This window comes from Saccharothrix xinjiangensis, from assembly GCF_039527585.1.
Lineage (GTDB): Bacteria > Actinomycetota > Actinomycetes > Mycobacteriales > Pseudonocardiaceae > Actinosynnema > Actinosynnema xinjiangensis.
Genome location: NZ_BAAAKE010000028.1, coordinates 1 through 16,295 on the forward strand (window position 1 = coordinate 1; position 16,295 = coordinate 16,295).

The window sequence follows — 16,295 nt, forward strand, 5'->3', positions numbered from 1 at the left end:
TCTTGCCGCGGTAGTAGGTGGCGACCTGGGTGACGTGGTTGAGCATGGCGTTGCGCAGGGCGCTGCCGCTCATGTTCTGCATCCAGCCCGGCTGCTGGGAGTGCCAGGCCAGGGTGTGGCCGCGGATCTTCTTGCCCTGGTTGCGGGCGTGGTTGACGATGCGGTCGGCGTTGCCGTAGCTGAACTGGCCCTGCTGGGGCTCCAGGGCGTCGATCTTCATCTCGTTCTCGGCGGTGACCATGTCGAACTCGCGGTTCAGGATCCCGACGTAGGTCGAATCGCCCAGCTTGTTCGCGGCCACCGCCGTGCCGAAGTAACGACCGCTCTCCGCGGCGGACGCGCCCAGCGTGGTGCCGGCGCTGGCCACGTTCGGCAGCACCACGGCCATCGCGCCCAGCAGCGCGGCCGCGCCCGTCACCACCGCGACGCGTCGCGGCCCTCCTCGTGCCACCGGCCTGCCGGCAGCGGTGACAGCAGTTCTGGACATCACTTCCTCCAAGGGGTTCGGCGCGGGGGCGGCGGTGCCGGTGCCTGCTCCCGCGGGGGAGGCCGCCCGCGTCGAGGGGCGGTCGGAGTTGCCGAGGCGCTGTGGTCTCCCGCACCGCCGGGCACGCACATCAGGGTCGAAACTTTCGGTAAATCAGGTAGGACTTTCGTAAAGTAAAGTGTGGATTGTGGTGAGTCAAGAACCATGTGTGACCTATAGAGACGCAAGAGGGCAGGCAGAGGTGCACTACCTTCGGGATCGCTACCTTCCGCGGCTTACGAAAGTATCGGCCAGGGTGCTCGGGTATCGGAAAGCGAGTTCACGAGCGCAGTAGGGTGTCCGGGATGCCGGGACCCTCGCACTTCGACGACCACGCCGAGGCCTACGAGCGCGGCAGGCCGCCTTACCCGGACGGGTTGTGGGCGCGGTTGGGGGAGCTGGGGTTGCTCCGGAGCGGCACGCGGGTGGTGGAGCTGGGGGCCGGCGCCGGGTTGGCGACCGGGCCGGTGCTGCGGGCCGGGGCCTCCGTGACGGCGGTCGAGCCGGGGCGCGCCCTGGCGGCGCGCTTGCGGCGGCGTTGCCCCGAGGCGACCGTGCACGAAGGGACCGCGGAGTCCACGCCGTTGCCGGAGGCGGCTTTCGACCTCGCCGTGGCGGCCACGGCGGTGCACTGGTTCGACCTCGAAGTGGTGTTGCCGAAGCTCCACCGCGCGGTGGCGCCCGGCGGGCACTTCGCGGTGTGGCGGAACGCCTTCGGCGACCCCTCGGCGGCGGTCACGCCGTTCCGGGAGCGGGTCGCGGGGATCGTGGCGCGCCGCGACGGGGAGGCGAGGCGGGGTGGGGCCGGTGAACTCGACACGGACGAGTGGGTGAACCGGCTGGGCGGCGGCGGGTACTTCGCCGCCACCCACGTCGAGGAGTTCCGGTGGTCGGTCGAGCTGCGGACCGACCAGGTCCGGGACCTGTTCACCACGTTCAGCGACTGGAGCGCCGCCGAGGCCGAAGAGGCGGCTCGGGCCGCGCACGACCTCGGCGGCCGGGTGTTGGAGCACTACGTCACGCCGTTGGTGGTGCTGGAGCGTCAGCCGTCGAGGCCGTAGAAGTGCACCGGCGAGTTCGGCGTGAAGCCGATCCTCGGGTACACGGGCGCGCCGGCCGCGGTCGCGTGCAGGGTGGCGCGGGTCAGGCCGGTCGCCCGGTGGCCCTCGTGCAGCGCCTTCCGCGTCACCGCCTCGCCGTAGCCCTTGCGCTGGTGCTCCGGGTCGGTGGCGACGAGCGCGACGAAGAGGCGCCCCTCCGCCTCGACGGTCGCCGCGCACGTCACCGGGACGCCCTCGCGCAGGCCCAGGTAGGCGTGCACCTCGTCCTTCCACAGCGCGGACCCGGCGAGCCCGTCGCGGCCGTCCTCCAGGGGGAACCCGTAGGCGCGCGAGTTGAGGTCCGCGTAAGCCAGCAGCTGCTCGTCGGTCGTCACCCGCGCGAACGTCAGGTCCGGGTGGGTCGGCTCGGGGAGGGGCAGCAGGTCGCCCGCCATGCCCACGCCGGAGAAGGCGCGCCGGAGACCCGCCCGCTCGGCCAGTTCGCCGAGCGCGGCCCGCGCGTCCTCCGCCAGCAGGTCCTCGAAGAGCCACAGGAAGCCGGGGCGCCGCTTCGCGCGCATGACGCCCGCGACCTCGACGAGGAGCCGCCCGGTCGTCCCCGCGTCCGCGCCGACCTCGGTGAGGGTGGCGCAGTTCCAGAACGCGAACCGGCAGTCCGCCCAGCGGACGGCGATGCCCGGCAGGTCGCGCACGTCGGCGTCCGGGTTCCGGTCGAGGGCCATGCCGCGCCAGACCAGGGCCAGCTGCTCCACCGACTCGACCGACTCCGCGAGCTCCGCCATCAGCACTCCTCAACGATGATCAAGTTCGCGAAGCCTACCGAGCGACCCCGTCCCGCGATGCGCCGTCGCCGCGGTCGGATCCGAAATTCCGGCTCCCGCCCCGGCGACCCGGTCGTGCCGTCCGGCCAGGTCTGGTGGAGGGCCGGTCGACAGGGCTCCCGGGCCACGGCGGGCGGTGGCCGCGGACACCTCCAGTTCGGCGGCGAGGTCCGCCGCCGTCACACGTTGGCGTGATTGCAGGAGCAGGAGGGCCACCACGAGGCGATCGGCGCGCATGGTTGTCCATGGCCCCCGACGAAGTGCCCGGTTGATGAGCACTCCAGGTCGGACGACGGTCCCGGGCGCCCACCGGAGGAAGGAACCACCCGTGTTGCGAGGTCTCACCACCATCAACCGCTACGCCGACGACGTGGCCGCCGCGCGGACCTGGTACGCGGAGATGCTCGGGGTCGGTGCGCACTTCGCGCGCCAGGACGACGACCGCCCCTCCTGCGTCGAGTTCCGCACCGGCGGCTTCGAGCACGAGTTCGGCATCGTCGACAGCCGGTTCGCGCCGCACGACACGGCCGCCGAGCGGGGCGACCCCACCACCTACCGGGCGGTGGACGACCTGGACGGCAACCTCCGGCGCCTGGCGTCCCCCGGCGCCGAGGTGCACCGCGAACCGGCCGAGCACGGGCCGGGCTTCGTCACCGCCTCCGTGACCGACCGGTTCGGCAACGTCCTCGGCCTGAGGTACAACGAGCGCTACCTGCGGGTCGCGAACGAGAGGGCCTGACCGCCCGCCTTCCCTCCCACGGTCGCCTGCGCCGCACCACCGGCGATGAAGGTCGAACCCCCTGATCGAACCCCGAGAGCCCAGGCGCTCGCGCCGCGGTCGAGCCGGCAGGCGATGACGTGGCGAGCGTGCCACATGCCGTTTCCCGGCTTCGACATCGAGGAAACGGGAAACGACACCGACGGCAGTCCTGTGAGTAGATGGGTGCCGGTGCGGGCTCGCACCACGTGATCGGGTTGCTGTCCCAGGGGGAGACGATGATCCACGAGCCGATACGGGCGTCGGCCTTCGGCCCGGAGTTGCGGCGGCTGCGCACGGCGGCCGGTCTGTCGACGCACGGGCTCGGCCGGCTGATCCACTTCAGCAAGGGGCACATCAGCAAGGTGGAGAACGGTCTGAAGTCGCCCAGCGCGCAGTTCGTCCGGGCGGCCGATGCCGTCCTCGCGGCAGAGGGCCGGCTGAGCGCGTTGGCGGACACGGGGGAGAGGACGCGTCCGGGCACCGTCCACCGCCGCGCCGGTTCAGCGTCCCCCGACCCCGAGTTCGCGGTCCGGGAAGACCTCACTCCGGCGGGCCCGGTCGAGGAAGCCGAGGTCGAGTACTCGCTCGAGGCCTTCGGGGGGCTCCTGAGGCACTTGCGGGACCTGGGGCAGACCTTGGACCCGTCCACCGCGGTCGCCATGGTCAAGCCGCCCTTCTTCGCGCTGCGCGCCCTGACCGCCCCGCTGAGCGGCCCGTTGGCCGACGAAGCGTTGACGCTGGCCGCGCGTTTCGCGGACTTCGCCGGCTGGATGACCCAGGAGACCGGTGACGACGTCAGCGCGCTGCGCTGGGTGGACATCAGCGCGGCCCTGGCCCGGGAGGCGAACGACGACGACATCATCGCCCACACCCACGTGCGCCGGGCGAACATCGCTCTGTACCAGCAGGACGCTCACGGGACGATCGCCTTCGCCGGGCTGGCGCAAGAAGTAGGGCGCGCTCCGAGGGTGAAGGGCCTGGCCGCCTTGCGCGAGGCCCAGGGGCACGCCCTGGCGGGATCCCACGAGGAGTTCAAGGCCTGCCTGGACCGCGCTGTCGCCCTGTTCGCGGGCGGCGAGCCGGAACGGCCGCACCGCAGCCCGCCGCTGGGGCCGACGAAGATCGCCGACCCGATCGCCTTGGCCGAGGGGTGGTCGCTGCACGACCTGGGCAGGAGCGCCGAAGCCGTCGAGGTCCTCGAACCGTTGTTGGCGGCAACGCCGAGGACGCGCGCCAGGGCTTGGGCCAGGACCGCGTCTCGCCTGGCGCTGGCGCTGGCCGGCCTCCGCGAGGTCGACCGGGCGTGCGATCTCACGGGCGACATCCTCACGCTCCCCCTGGTCGCCCGGTCGGCGACCATCCGGAGCGACTTGCGCCAGTTGTCCAGGACCCTCAACAGGTGGAGTTCCGATCCGGTGGTGAGGAGAACGGTGCCGCGCCTGTCCGCCGCGCTGCTGCCGATGTCGGACCGCCGCCCGACCCCGTCGGCCCCCCTCCCGGGAGAAGAGCGGTGACGAAGATCTTCCTCTCCTACCGCTCCGAGGAAGACGCGTACGCGGCGGTGCTGCTCGACGAGAAGCTGTCCGAGGTGGTGGGGCGGGAGAACGTCTTCCGAGCCAGCCGGTCCGTCGCACCGGGTGAGAGCTACGCGGAAGCGATCATGGAGGCGCTCCGGCTCTGCGACACCGTGCTGGTGATCATCGGCAGGACCTGGCAGGGGCGCATCGAGGAGAACGGCGACCGCGCGTCCCCCGATGAGGACGACTGGGTGCGCGTCGAGGTCGCCACGGCACTGCGCCACGGCAAGCGGGTCATCCCCCTGCTGCTGAGCCGCACGTCGCGGCTCAGCGCGCACGACCTGCCCGACGACATCTCGGAGTTGGCGTTCAAGCAGTACCTCAAGTTCGAGCACCGCACCACCGACGTGGACCTGGCCCTCCTGCTGAAGGCGCTGGGACTGCCGACTCCGCTGGTCGGCGAACCGCAACCGCCCCCTCCCGCGTCGAACCCCGTCCCAGGCTTCTCGATCCGGCGGGAGGTCGGGTGGGACGGGAACGTGGAGGTGGACGTGGTGCGGCGAGGTCGTGACGGTGCCGTCCTGGGCCGGCTGTCCGGCCACGCCGGTACCGCGGACCTGGCCCGGATGGCGGCGATGATCGCCCAACCCCTGCCGGGGGAGGTCGAGACCGGGCACGATCCGTGATCGCCCGGGCGTCGTTCCCGCGCCGGCGACCCCGCCGGCGTCACCCGCGTTCGGCGTCGATCTCGCGCTGGTCGGCGACCCGTTCGCGGGCGGTGACCTCGTCCTCCCGCTCGTCGATCCGCCGTGACCGGTCGGTGGCGACGCCCTCCTGGCGCCGGAGCCGGTCGATCCGCGCGTCCTGGACGGCCTCCCGCCGGTCGAGTTCCCACTCCCGCCGGTCCTGCCGGTGCTCGCGCCGGTCCTGCTCGTGCTCTCGCCGGTCCTGCGCCGACCGCCGCATCTCCTCGGCCGAGACCGCCACCTCGGTGTCGATCTCTTCCTGCTGGTGCTCGCGGTCGTGGTCCACCCGGACACTGTCCCACCCGCGCGCCGCCGGGGACACCCGTCCGACCAGTCGGCGGGACGGGGGCCGCTCGGCCTCCGCCAGGGCGAGCACGTCGCCGGGTCCCTCCCGCCGGGACTACGGGTCGTGCCGTTCGACCGCGGCCAGCCGGCGGCGCAGGAGGGCGCGCTCCGGTTCGGTGCCCGCCAGGTCCAGCGCCTCGCGGTAGGCCGCGGCGGCCTCGGTGCGCCTGCCCAGCACGCGCAGCAGGTCGGCGCGGGCGGCCGGGTAGGGGTGGTGGCCGCGCAGCAGCGGTTCGCCCGCCAGACCGTCGAGCAGCTCCAGGCCCGCGCGCGGGCCGTCGCGCATCGCCACGGCCACGGCCCGGTTCAGCGCCACCACCGGCGACGGGGCGAGCGCCATCAGCACGTCGTAGAGCGCCACGACCTGCGGCCAGTCGGTGGCGGCCAGGTCGTCGGCCTCGTCGTGCAGGGCGGCGATCGCGGCCTGCACCCCGTACGGGCCGGCCGGGCCGCCGGTCAGCGCCGCGGTCGCCAGGTCGCGGCCCTCCTCGATCATCGGGCGGTCCCAGCGGCCGCGGTCCTGCTCCTCCAGCAGCACCGGCTCGCCGCCCGGACCGGTGCGGGCGTCACGCCGGGCGTGCACCAGCAGCACCAGCCCGAGCAGCCCGGCGACCTCCCGCTCGTCGGGCAGCAGCCGGCGCAGGATCCGGGCCAGCCGGATGGCCTCCTCGGCCAGGTCGAGCCGCTGGAGGTGCGGGCCGGAGCTGGCCGCGTACCCCTCGGTGAAGACCGAGTACACGACCTGGAGCACGCCGGGCAGCCGCTCGGGCAGCTCGTCCGCGCCGGGCACGCGGAACGGGATGCGGGCCTCGCGGATCTTCTTCTTGGCGCGCGTGATCCGCTTGGCCATCGTCGCCGGCGGCACCAGGAAGGCCCGCGCCACCTCGGGCGTGGTCAACCCGGCCAGGCAGTGCAGGGTGAGCGCGGCGCGGTCCTCGGCCGCGAGCGCCGGGTGGGCGCAGGTGAAGAACAGCTGCAACCGCTCGTCCGGCAGGTCGCCGCCGGGCTCCGCGGCGGGCACGGGACCCGCCCGGTCCGCCTCCACCTGGAGGACGGCCAGCCGCGCCGCGAACGCCTGGTCGCGGCGCAGCCGGTCGACGGCCCGGCGGCGCGCCGTGGTCATCAGCCACGCGCCGGGCTTGGGCGGGACGCCGTCGACCGGCCACCGCGCCAACGCCGCCTCGATCGCCTCGGAGGTGACCTCCTCGGCCAGGTCGAGGTCGCCGAACCGGCGGACGAGGGCCGCCAGCAGCCGACCGCGCTCCTCGCGGAACACCGCCTCCACGGACGCCACCGGCGAGCCCACCGCCCTCAGCCCCCGAAGTCGGCGACCGGCCGGACCACGACCGCGCCGTCCCGCGAGCCGGGGCAGCGGGCGGCCCAGTCGAGCGCGGCGTCCAGGTCGGGCACGTCGATCACGTAGAAGCCGCCCAGCAGCTCCCGGCTCTCGGCGAAGGGCCCGTCGGTCACGGTCCGCCTGCCGTCCCGGTCCACCCGCACCGTGGTGGCGGTGACCAGGTCGGCCAGCGACTCGCCGGAGACGAAGATCCCCGCCCCCTTCACCTCCTCGTCGTAGGCCACCCAGTCCTCGACGGTGCACCCGGCCGCCCCGCCGTTCTCGTCGGCGGCGCCGGCCATGATCAACATCAGGTACTTCACGGTCCCGACTCCTCTGGATCCCGTGCGGCAGGGCCGCCGCACGACACCACTACGAACGGAACCCGGTCAAATGGACAGCACCTCGAAAAAACCTTCCGCGCCGACATCCGCCCTGCTCCCGCACGTGCCGACCGCCCGCCACGGTGTGACGCCGACGTCCCGTCAGCGGTTGGACGAGGGGAACCGGCCGTCGCTGCTGCCGAGCGCGATCAGGTCGGTGTACTGGTCCTGCCAGGACCGCTCGGTGGCCAGCAGGTCGGCCAGCCGCTGCACCCACTCCACGCCGACCGGCGGTGTCGCACCGTTCGCCAGGTGCTGCTCGGTCTCCTCGCGGGCCTTGCGCCACTCGGCCAGGGTGGGACTGAGCACGGGACCACCGGCGTGTTCCGACATGCGCCGAACAGTACTGCGCCACGACCGCCCGTGCTGCGGTACAGTCGTCCGGGTTGGGGCACCAGGTTGCCGGCACCCCGCCGTCGCAATCCCCCCGACCCAGTCCGGTCCGGTGGTAATCCGGCCGGGGACGGGAGCACCGGCTTGCCGCCGGATCACCAGTTCGCAGGAGCACTTCTCCCGATCTCGCCCCCCGAGCGCCCCGCGCGCCGGGATGAGCCCTCAGCGGAACGGGGGCCGGCATGACGTGGACCGGCCGACCCGCCCGGAACCGGGGCGCGGAGATCAACTTCAACGAGGCGCGGGCCGAGGGCGACAAGGCCGCGGCCAGGCAGCAGATCCAGGCCGCCCGCACGGTGGCGCAGCACTCGCTCGACGTGGGCGACTGCCGCGAGTTGCTGTCCATGCTGGGCCTGTCCGGCCGGCGGTCGGGCACGGCGACGCAGCACGACGTGCCCACCTGCGCGGTGCAGGACCAGCACGCGGACCGCCTTTACCGGGATGCTCCCGATTCCCGGGCGACCGAAGGAGCACGTCGATGACCCAGGGCACCGTCAAGTGGTTCAACGGCAGCAAGGGATTCGGCTTCATCACGCCCTCGGGTGGCGGCGCCGACCTGTTCGTGCACCACTCCGAGATCCAGGGCTACGACTTCCACGGCATCCCGGACGACCAGCCGGTGGAGTTCGAGGTCGGCGAGGGCCGCAAGGGACCGCAAGCCCTCGCGGTCCGCGTCCTCTGACGCGAGGCTGACGGTGGGGGGCCGACCAGGCCCCCCACGTCACCCGGCCGATCAGGCGCCGGTGAAGACCGGCAGCCCCTCGAAGCGCGGCAACTGCACGCCGTCGCGCAGCCGCCGGGGAACGACCTGCCCCTCGACGGAGGGATGGCTGAACACGACCGGGTGGACCGTGCTCGGGATGTCGGTGTTCGCCTGGTTCTTCTTCAAAGTCATGGGATTCCCTGTGGTTCGGGTGGTTGTTCAGGACGCCGAGGCGCGCAGTTCCATGCGCTCGGCCAAGTCGGACCAGTCCGCGTAAGGCGGGAGGATCACCGGGCGCAGCCCCGATCCGCGCCGCGTGACGGATTCCGCGACGAACCGCGCCACCGCCTCCGGCGCCGGGACGAGGTCGCCGGTGGACCGCGAGAGCACGATCGGCGGCTCGCCGGGAGAGGTCTCGATGGAGACCACCCACCCCTGTGACGCGCTCCAGACCAGCATCACGTCGCGGTCCGGGTGCTCGGTGGAGCGGCAGCCCAGGGCGAGGTAGGCGGTGGCCGTGTCCGTGACCTCGCACGTGGTGCCCTCACGGGGCACCCCGACCGCCTCGGCCACCGTCCGCACGTAGGCGCCGAGCGCCCGGGCCAAGCCGTGCGCGACGTCGGCGGGCGCAGCCCTTCGACGAGGCGCCACGACACCGCGGTGCGAAGAGGTCGGCAGTCGCCGACCGAACTCGTCACCGCCCCGGGTGAGGAGGGCGACACCGTTGGTGCGGCAGGGATCGAGTGGTTCGGTCCGTGTCATGTGGACTCCGTCTGCCCGGCGTTCGTGCACCGGGCGTGTCGGTGGCGTCACGCGGGAAGCGGACGTGGCGAGCCCTCGTCCACCGGGTCCCGTGGTCACCGGGGTGACGGCTGTCGCGGGCGAGCGGCCCGAAGGCCGTGGAGGTGGCGAAGTCGAACGGGTGGCCCCCGGTGTCGCCGACCTGCTCCGCCGTGCGGAGGGCTGGATCGGGTGAAGCGGGAGCGCTCCTGCGGGACGCAGGCAGCGTTATCGTCCTGTTGCTGTCCAGAGTACCCCATTGGCCTGGAATGTGCTGGTGATCGGCCGCGCGAACGGCGACGGGAGGGACCGAGGACCGGGCAGCGCCGGTTCGGGGCTCGGACCAGGGTTCCGGCTCGGCGCGTCGGCGCGTCGGTGATCGAGAAAGTCGAAAGGGGAAGCAGGAGAAGACCGCCTGCTTCCCGGTTGCGGAATGGCGAGCATCAAGCGGCGCAAGGAGAAGAGGCCACGACCGCCACCGCCTGCCGCTCACACCACGAGATCGCCTGGACCGACCTGGCCGGGCGGCTGACCGGTGACGAGCTCCGCAGGTCGTGCACCCGCCCCGAATCCCAGTTGGACACCCGGCGGGTTGCTCCTCAGGAGAGACGTCTACCGCCTGTTCGACCGAGGCAGCCCGGCCGTGTGCGGGCGCAAGGCCGTCATGGACCCGATCGGCGACGACCCGCGCGGCACGTCCGGCGGCGGTGCTCAGGCATCGGTCACGTCGTCCCGGCTGGACGAACCCGACGCCTGGTCCACGATCCACGCCGTCCGGCCGTCGCGGACGCGGGCGCAGGTCACCACCTCGCCGATCCGGCGCAGGAAGAGATCCGGCGATGTCCGGATTCGTTCGGAACAAGGTTCCCGATCAGCCATGGTCATCGACGACCTTCCCGCTCGCTGCACCACCACCGGCGTGAGTTCCGGGAGGAAGCATGTCAGCGTTCCTTTCGAAGGGCATTGCCCCGATGTGGTGGTCCGGCGGGAAACTTGGCCGCTGGTCCGAGGCGGGCGCCGCCGAGCTGAACGGCCGGATCGCGGTGACGCCACTAGTGAGTGCCGGATGGCGAGGCTGCGGCCCTGTTCGACGACCCGGCCGCCCGCCACCACCGCGCCGAGGTCGACCGCACTCCGCCGAAGAGGCGAAGGAGGCCCCCACGCCTTGAACAACGTGCCCCACTCGCTGGTCAGGTCGCGCGACGTGCCGGGATCACGTGGCCGAGCTTGAGCAGGGCCTTGCGGAACTTCAGCTCCTGGTCCGGCCGCACGGCGAGGTGGCGGTCGCCGATGGGTCGGCACAGCGCGCGCAGGGCGCGGTCACGGGTGATCAGCGCGGCGAGCGCGGGATCGGCGCACTCGATCACGCGGACGTGGCCGAGGTCGGTCAGCTGCGAGCTCCGCCGCTCGACGTCCTCGACCAGCACGCGCACCGCGTCGGGCAGGTCCGGCGCGCTCCGCTCGGTGAGGAAGTCGACGAACTCGCCGAGGTCGCGGCCGGTGTCGAGCGCGGCGAGCAGGGTGGCGGCCGACACCGCCCAGACGCGGTCGGCGGTCTGCCCCGCGTAGGCGGACAGGACGAGCCGGTCCGCGGCGCCGACCTCGCCGGTGGCGACGACGTCGAGGTTGGGCAGCACCTTCAGCGGCCGGGCTCCGGTGGCGACCGGCCCCGGCGGTTGGTAGGCGTCGGTCAGGCCGAGGGCGTGGGCGCCCAGCGCGGTGAGCCTGATCGCCACCAGCCCGTCATAGCGGCTCAACGCGTCCAGGTCGTCGCCGCCCCAGTTGTCGACGTAGTCGTCGCGCGCGCCGCGCGGGTCGACGTAGTCGAGGTCGACCAGCCCCAGCGTGCCCGCGTACTCGAACAGCACGGCCAGGGTGTAGCGGCCTTCGAGGAGTTCCCAGTCGTGGTGCCCGGCGTAGCCGAGGCTGCCGTACTCGGGGTCGACGAGGTAGAGCTTCCACAGCGCCACGTCGTTGCGGGCGATGGTGGGGTTCATCCCGCGCCGCCGCATGGTGGCGAACAGGGAGTCCACGTCGACCCACCTGTCCACCGGGCAGGTGGACAGGGCCTCGGCGACCACCCGCCGACGCGGCTTGGCCGCGGTGAGGACGTTGCGGATCCGCTGGCCCTTGACCTCCTCGACCCGGCTGAACTCGTCGATCACCGCGTGGGTGAGCCAGCGCTGCCACAACCCCCGGATCGTGTCGGCGGGCGGCTTCCCGAGCGCCGCGCGCCCCTTGGGCGTCAACCGGAGGCGGGCGCCGTCGAGCGCCGCCAGGCCGCCGGCCTGGAGCAGCAGCGGCCACGCGAACGCGGCGATGGGCTCGTCGGCGTAGAAGTCACCGTTCGCGAGGTGCTCGCCGATGGCGCGGGTGGTCGCGGCGGACGGCCGGCTGGTCTTGTCGCTGCACCTCAGCTCACCGGCCGCGCACAGTTCCAGCACGGTGCGCAGGTTGGCGAGGGCTTCCCGCTCGGTGAGCCGCACCTGCTCCGGCGAGGAGTCCACCTGGTTCACGTTCCCCCACTCGGCGGCGCGGCTCGTCGTAGGTCGGGTCCACTCCTGTTCCGCCACCTCCACGCCCGGCGCCGGGCACGACCCGCTTCGAACGACTTCCGCGGTCAGGCTCCCACACCCGGGAACGGCGGCCTGACGGGCGCGTCGTCCTGCCCCGTGCTCCCCGGCCGGGGATCCGTCAGTCGACTGGGGTCGGCCCGCGAGGGGCGGGTGCGGCGAATCGGCGTGTACGGGACGACCGTGACCGGCACCCGCGTCTACCGCGTGCGCCTGGAAGTGACCCGACGCGGTCCGGCCGGGCAGTGCTCCTGCCCGTGGGGCTCCGAGGGGTTCTTCCGCAAGCACTGCGTGGCGACGTCGCCGGCGTGGCCGGCCCGTGGCGACCCGGCCGCTCGACCCCGGTCGAGATCCTCCTCGACGGGGTCGACACCCAAGCCGCCTGGCAGGCCGCCGAGGACGGGGGCCGCGCGGCGGAACCGCACCTCCGCCGAGCCCGAGCCCGAGCCGCCACCCACCCGGCCGACGCGATCCCCGGCCCGCCTCCTGTCCGAGGCCAAGCGCCTGTTCACCCGCTGCGACCGCGACGACGACTTCCACCACCACATCACGACCCTGCGCCACACCCGCCGCACCCAGTGGGCCCTGCGCCGGGAACTCGGACCAGTCCGGCCTGCGCTGACGGCGAGAGAACCCGCGTCGCAGGTGGGTGAGCACTGCCCAGGTCGTCCGGCTGCGTTCGGGGGCCTCCGCGTCGTTCTGACCAGCAAGACCGGCCTCAACAGCACGAAAGGCCGCCAGCGAAGCGCTGACGACCTCAAGTGGGCGAACCTGCGATGTGCCCCCGGCAGGATTCGAACCTGCGCTCCCGCCTCCGGAGGGCGGTGCGACTCCCCGTTGCGCCGAGCGCTCTACCAGCATAAACAGTGAAGTGATCTTGTTCTTAAGAGCTGCTTTGGCCCGTATTTGGCACAGGTCGGCGTCGTGCCGACCGTTGGGTGCCGGTCAGCCAAGCGCAAGCGGCTGTAACAGCCGGGGGACACGGTGACGTGGTGACCAACGCTTGCTGTGCTCCGAGGAGTATCAACCCGTCAACCGCAGCACGTGCACCGCTCTGCGGCCGTCTCCAGTACTACGCGTAGAGCCCCGTGCGGAGATCGGTCCGCCCGCTGCTGTGAACGCCAGGGTCGAGCGCAGGCAAGCGTGGTAGAGCCAAGAGCAGCTTCACCCCGACTGTTGCAGCGTTCCGAGGTCAGCACGGTGGAGCGGGACAGGTGGGACAGTAGTTCTGCGGGCTGTCCCACCTCAGAACTGCTGGTCAGGGGGTATAGCGAGACAGGTGGGACAGGCGGGACAGCATCCCTTGCCGGGGGAGGCTCTCCGGTCGCGGTGCCCTTTGGTGATGCTGGCTGTTGAGGCCATTCGGGGGACATTGACAAGGGTGTGTGTCGTCTACGCGGGCTGGCTCGATACTTCCGGTGTCGTAGTCGGATGACAGTGGGGGATGCCAGGTGATCGAGTCGGTGGACTTTGTGATGGCGGCTGTGGCAGCCGGTGCCGCCGCTGGGTTGACGGACACCGCGTCTGCGGCGGTGAGAGATTCCTACTCTGCGCTCAAGAGGTTGGTGGTGAAGGGGGCGCGGCGCGAGGGTGTCGAGCCGGTGACCGAGGAACAGGTTGAGGATCCGGGAGAGCATGTTCGGGTGCGTGAGGCGCTGGAAGCCGCCGGGGTGGCGGCCGACTCCGAGTTGGTCGCCGCGGCACGCCGGGTACTAGAGGCGGCCGACCCGCAGGGTGCGCATCAGGGGAAATACACCGTCGATCTGCGGGACAGCAAGGCCGTGCAAGTAGGCGACCACAACACGATGAACGTTACTTTTTAGTACGGGATAGGTGTAGTGGTGACCGGTCACAAGGGCGTGCAAGAACCAAGGTTCGACGTCGATCTGCGCGGTGCCAGGGCGGTACAGGTGGGAGACCACAACCGGATGTCGCTGTATCCGGATCGGGAGGTGGCGTGGCCGGTTCGGGTCGGATCAGTGCCGTTGACGGCGGACTGCTATCAGAACCGGGCCGCCGAGCAGCGCATGCGGGATGCGTTAACGTCGGATGGGGTCGCGGTGCTGACTCCGGCCGTTACAACGGTGCTGCGCGGATTGGGCGGAGTCGGCAAGACGCAGATCGCCGCACGGCACGCCCGTCGCCTGTGGTCAGACTCTTCGGTCGATGTGGCAGTGTGGATCACTGCCACATCGCGTGACGCGGTGCTGACCGGTTACGCCGACACCGCCCGACGCCTGCTGCTGGTCGAAAGCGATGTCGAACCCGAGCGCGCGGCACTCGCGTTGCTGGAGTGGTTGACGGCGACCGATCGCTGCTGGCTGATCGTTCTTGACGACCTCATCAGACCGGCGGACCTGAGTGACCTGTTGCCACCGCACGACCGCACCGGTCAACTTCTGGTCACCACCCGCCGCCAGGACGCGGCCTTGACCAGACACGACTGGGAAGTGGTCGAGGTCGGCGTGTTCAGTCCTGCCGAATCACTCGCCTACTTGCAAGACCGTCTCCCCGACGTCGTCACCGACGAGGAGACAGAACAACTGCGGAGGCTAGCCGAGGAGCTGGGACACCTGCCATTGGCGCTGGCTCAGGCCGCTGCGTTCATCGCAGACAGACCACTGCTGACCCCGGCTACCTATCGGGCGCGCTTGGCCGACCGCCGCCGCACACTGGCTGAGGTGATGCCCGACAACCAGAGCCTGCCCACCGGCCACCGCGCGGCCGTGGCCGCGACATGGTCGTTGTCGGTTGATCTCGCCAACGAGCTGCACCCGCCCGGTCTTGCACGCCCGTTGCTGGAAATCGCCGCCCTGCTCGACCCCGCTGGCATCCCAATCGATGCGCTTATCGGTGAGACAGTGTGCAAGTACCTGGCCGACCAGGCCGGCTGGCCGGTGGACTCCGAGGCGGTGAGCGACGCCCTGGGGTGCCTCAAACGGTTGAGCCTGATCACTCTGGATCTCACCCAACCGGCACGGGTGGTTCGGGTCCATGCCCTCGTTCAGTGGGCCACCCGCGACGCGGTCTCTGCTGACCGCATGTCCAAGTTGGCATGGGTGGCCGGTGACGCACTGTTGGAAGTCTGGCCTCAGATCGAGCACGATCAAACGACGGCTGCGGGTTTGCGATCGAATGCCACGTCGTTGTGGAGCACGGCAGAAGAGTGCCTAATTGGTCCTCGTGGGTCAGGTAACGTCCATTACCTGTTGTTCCTTGCTGGCCACAGTCTGGGAAGTGTAGGACTACCCGTTCAGGCGGTCGAATACTTCGATCGACTTTACGCCGCTATCCATCGTCTCTTGCAAACCGGCCATCCCGATGCCCTGACAGCGCGCGTCCACCTTGCTCTTTGGCGTGGGGAGGCTGGTGATGCGGCTGGGGCGGGCGAGGCGCTCGCCGAGATTCTTACTGACGAACTGCGAGTTCTCGACCACGGTCATCCTCTTATTCTGGCGACTCGGCATAACGTTGCTAGATGGCGTGGGGTAGCCGGTGATGCGGCTGGGGCGGCTGAGGCGTTCGCTGAGCTGCTTATCGATCAGCTACGGGTTTCAGGACCTGACCATCCCAGTACTCTGAAGGCCCGTAGTAACCTCGCTTATTGGCGTGGAGAGGCCGGTGATGCGGCTGGGGCGGCTGAGGCGTTCGCCGAGCTGCTTGTTGATCGACTTCGCGTGCTAGGGCCCGACCATCCCGATACTTTGACGGCCCGTGGCCATCTTGCTTATTGGCGCGGGGAGGCTGGTGATCTGGCTGGCGCGGTTGAAGCCTTCGCCGAGCTGCTTGCCGATGATCTACGAGTCTTGGGCCCTGACCACCCGAAAACCTTAGGCACTCGTAGCTATCTTGCTCATTTTCGTGGGGTATCCGGTGATGCGGCTGGGGCGGCTGAGGCGTTCGCCGAGCTGCTTGTTGATCGACTTCGAGTGCTAGGGCCCGACCACCCAGGCACCCTGGTCACTCGCGGCGATTACGCATACTGGAAAAGTAAAGCTGGCGGTGACCTGGTCGAGGTGGCTAAAGCGTATTTTGAGTTGATCAACGATCAAATCCGTGTGCTAGGTCCAGATCACCCGGACACCTTGAAAACTCGTAGCATTCTCGGCTTTTGACACGAATTTCAGTGGAGGTCATACCTCAAGGGTTCAGTGCGGCAATTACATCGTTGAAATTTCCTTGAGGCAGTACATCTCGAGAAAGCGGGTGTTGCGGCAGCGTAGGACAGTGAGACAGCGGTTTGCGGGTATTCCACCTTGAAACCGCGGGTCAGGTGATGCGGTGGGGCAGGCGGGACATGGCAGCACTCGCCTCGGGAGGGCGGTTGCTGCGGCCTGGCGGTGCAGCTGGA

Annotated in this window: 17 protein-coding genes and 1 tRNA gene; 8 read left to right on the forward strand and 10 right to left on the reverse strand. The window is 70.8% G+C overall.

What is annotated here, in order from left to right; translation table 11 throughout:
• The coding region (locus ABD223_RS35605; RefSeq protein ID WP_425564071.1) for an endo-1,4-beta-xylanase at positions 1 to 487 on the reverse strand (487 nt) is incomplete at its 3' end.
• A 344-nt stretch (positions 488 to 831) separates the two neighbouring features.
• Here ABD223_RS35605 and ABD223_RS35610 point away from each other — a divergent pair.
• A complete protein-coding gene (locus ABD223_RS35610; protein WP_344041200.1) occupies positions 832 to 1,587 on the forward strand; it encodes a class I SAM-dependent methyltransferase in 756 nt (251 codons plus the stop codon).
• Here ABD223_RS35610 and ABD223_RS35615 read toward each other — a convergent pair.
• A complete protein-coding gene (locus tag ABD223_RS35615) occupies positions 1,569 to 2,369 on the reverse strand; it encodes a GNAT family N-acetyltransferase (RefSeq protein WP_344041202.1) in 801 nt (266 codons plus the stop codon). The genes ABD223_RS35610 and ABD223_RS35615 overlap by 19 nt on opposite strands.
• A gap of 367 nt (positions 2,370 to 2,736) precedes the next feature.
• Here ABD223_RS35615 and ABD223_RS35625 point away from each other — a divergent pair, with 367 nt between their 5' ends.
• The 3 genes from ABD223_RS35625 to ABD223_RS35635 all read left to right on the forward strand — a co-directional run bounded on the left by ABD223_RS35625 (position 2,737) and on the right by ABD223_RS35635 (position 5,371).
• Positions 2,737 to 3,147: a VOC family protein gene (locus ABD223_RS35625; RefSeq protein WP_344041204.1), complete on the forward strand. Its 411-nt coding sequence runs from the start codon at positions 2,737 to 2,739 to the stop codon at positions 3,145 to 3,147.
• Between the two features lie 200 nt (positions 3,148 to 3,347).
• A complete protein-coding gene (locus tag ABD223_RS35630) occupies positions 3,348 to 4,682 on the forward strand; it encodes a helix-turn-helix domain-containing protein (RefSeq protein WP_344041206.1) in 1,335 nt (444 codons plus the stop codon).
• Positions 4,679 to 5,371 (forward strand): toll/interleukin-1 receptor domain-containing protein, encoded by a 693-nt coding sequence (locus tag ABD223_RS35635; protein ID WP_344041208.1) that lies wholly within the window; start codon positions 4,679 to 4,681, stop codon positions 5,369 to 5,371. Before ABD223_RS35630 ends, ABD223_RS35635 begins: the two co-directional genes overlap by 4 nt.
• Positions 5,372 to 5,411: 40 nt before the next feature.
• Here the strand turns inward: ABD223_RS35635 and ABD223_RS35640 are convergent, their stop codons facing one another.
• The 4 genes from ABD223_RS35640 to ABD223_RS35655 form a co-directional block, all read right to left on the reverse strand.
• Positions 5,412 to 5,717, reverse strand: a complete 306-nt coding sequence (locus tag ABD223_RS35640) for a hypothetical protein (protein WP_344041210.1) — start codon at positions 5,715 to 5,717, stop codon at positions 5,412 to 5,414.
• A gap of 114 nt (positions 5,718 to 5,831) precedes the next feature.
• Entirely contained in the window at positions 5,832 to 7,070 is a 1,239-nt protein-coding gene (locus ABD223_RS35645) for an RNA polymerase sigma factor (protein WP_344041212.1), read from the reverse strand.
• Positions 7,071 to 7,087: 17 nt separating this feature from the next.
• The gene (locus ABD223_RS35650) at positions 7,088 to 7,435 is read right to left on the reverse strand and encodes a YciI family protein (RefSeq protein WP_344041214.1); all 348 of its coding nucleotides are present in this window, start codon (positions 7,433 to 7,435) and stop codon (positions 7,088 to 7,090) included.
• Between the two features lie 162 nt (positions 7,436 to 7,597).
• Positions 7,598 to 7,828 (reverse strand): hypothetical protein, encoded by a 231-nt coding sequence (locus ABD223_RS35655; protein WP_344041216.1) that lies wholly within the window; start codon positions 7,826 to 7,828, stop codon positions 7,598 to 7,600.
• A gap of 242 nt (positions 7,829 to 8,070) precedes the next feature.
• Between ABD223_RS35655 and ABD223_RS35660 the strand changes: the two genes are divergently transcribed.
• Positions 8,071 to 8,370, forward strand: a complete 300-nt coding sequence (locus ABD223_RS35660; RefSeq protein WP_344041218.1) for a hypothetical protein — start codon at positions 8,071 to 8,073, stop codon at positions 8,368 to 8,370.
• Entirely contained in the window at positions 8,367 to 8,570 is a 204-nt protein-coding gene (locus tag ABD223_RS35665; protein ID WP_344041220.1) for a cold-shock protein, read from the forward strand. Before ABD223_RS35660 ends, ABD223_RS35665 begins: the two co-directional genes overlap by 4 nt.
• A 51-nt stretch (positions 8,571 to 8,621) precedes the next feature.
• Here ABD223_RS35665 and ABD223_RS35670 read toward each other — a convergent pair whose 3' ends face one another.
• From ABD223_RS35670 to ABD223_RS35685, 4 genes are all read right to left on the reverse strand, one after another.
• Complete coding sequence (locus ABD223_RS35670; protein WP_344041222.1) at positions 8,622 to 8,783, reverse strand: hypothetical protein; 162 nt, start codon at positions 8,781 to 8,783, stop codon at positions 8,622 to 8,624.
• Between the two features lie 27 nt (positions 8,784 to 8,810).
• Positions 8,811 to 9,242: a DUF6292 family protein gene (locus ABD223_RS35675; protein WP_344041224.1), complete on the reverse strand. Its 432-nt coding sequence runs from the start codon at positions 9,240 to 9,242 to the stop codon at positions 8,811 to 8,813.
• A 1,319-nt stretch (positions 9,243 to 10,561) separates the two neighbouring features.
• A complete protein-coding gene (locus tag ABD223_RS35680) occupies positions 10,562 to 11,944 on the reverse strand; it encodes a helicase-associated domain-containing protein (RefSeq protein WP_344041226.1) in 1,383 nt (460 codons plus the stop codon).
• A gap of 782 nt (positions 11,945 to 12,726) precedes the next feature.
• Positions 12,727 to 12,788 (reverse strand) — tRNA-Arg (locus ABD223_RS35685).
• A gap of 607 nt (positions 12,789 to 13,395) precedes the next feature.
• Between ABD223_RS35685 and ABD223_RS35690 the strand changes: the two genes are divergently transcribed.
• Both ABD223_RS35690 and ABD223_RS35695 read left to right on the forward strand, forming a co-directional pair.
• Complete coding sequence (locus tag ABD223_RS35690) at positions 13,396 to 13,767, forward strand: RIP homotypic interaction motif-containing protein (protein WP_344041228.1); 372 nt, start codon at positions 13,396 to 13,398, stop codon at positions 13,765 to 13,767.
• Between the two features lie 18 nt (positions 13,768 to 13,785).
• Positions 13,786 to 16,059 (forward strand): tetratricopeptide repeat protein, encoded by a 2,274-nt coding sequence (locus ABD223_RS35695; protein WP_344041230.1) that lies wholly within the window; start codon positions 13,786 to 13,788, stop codon positions 16,057 to 16,059.
• The last annotated feature ends 236 nt before the right edge of the window (positions 16,060 to 16,295 follow it).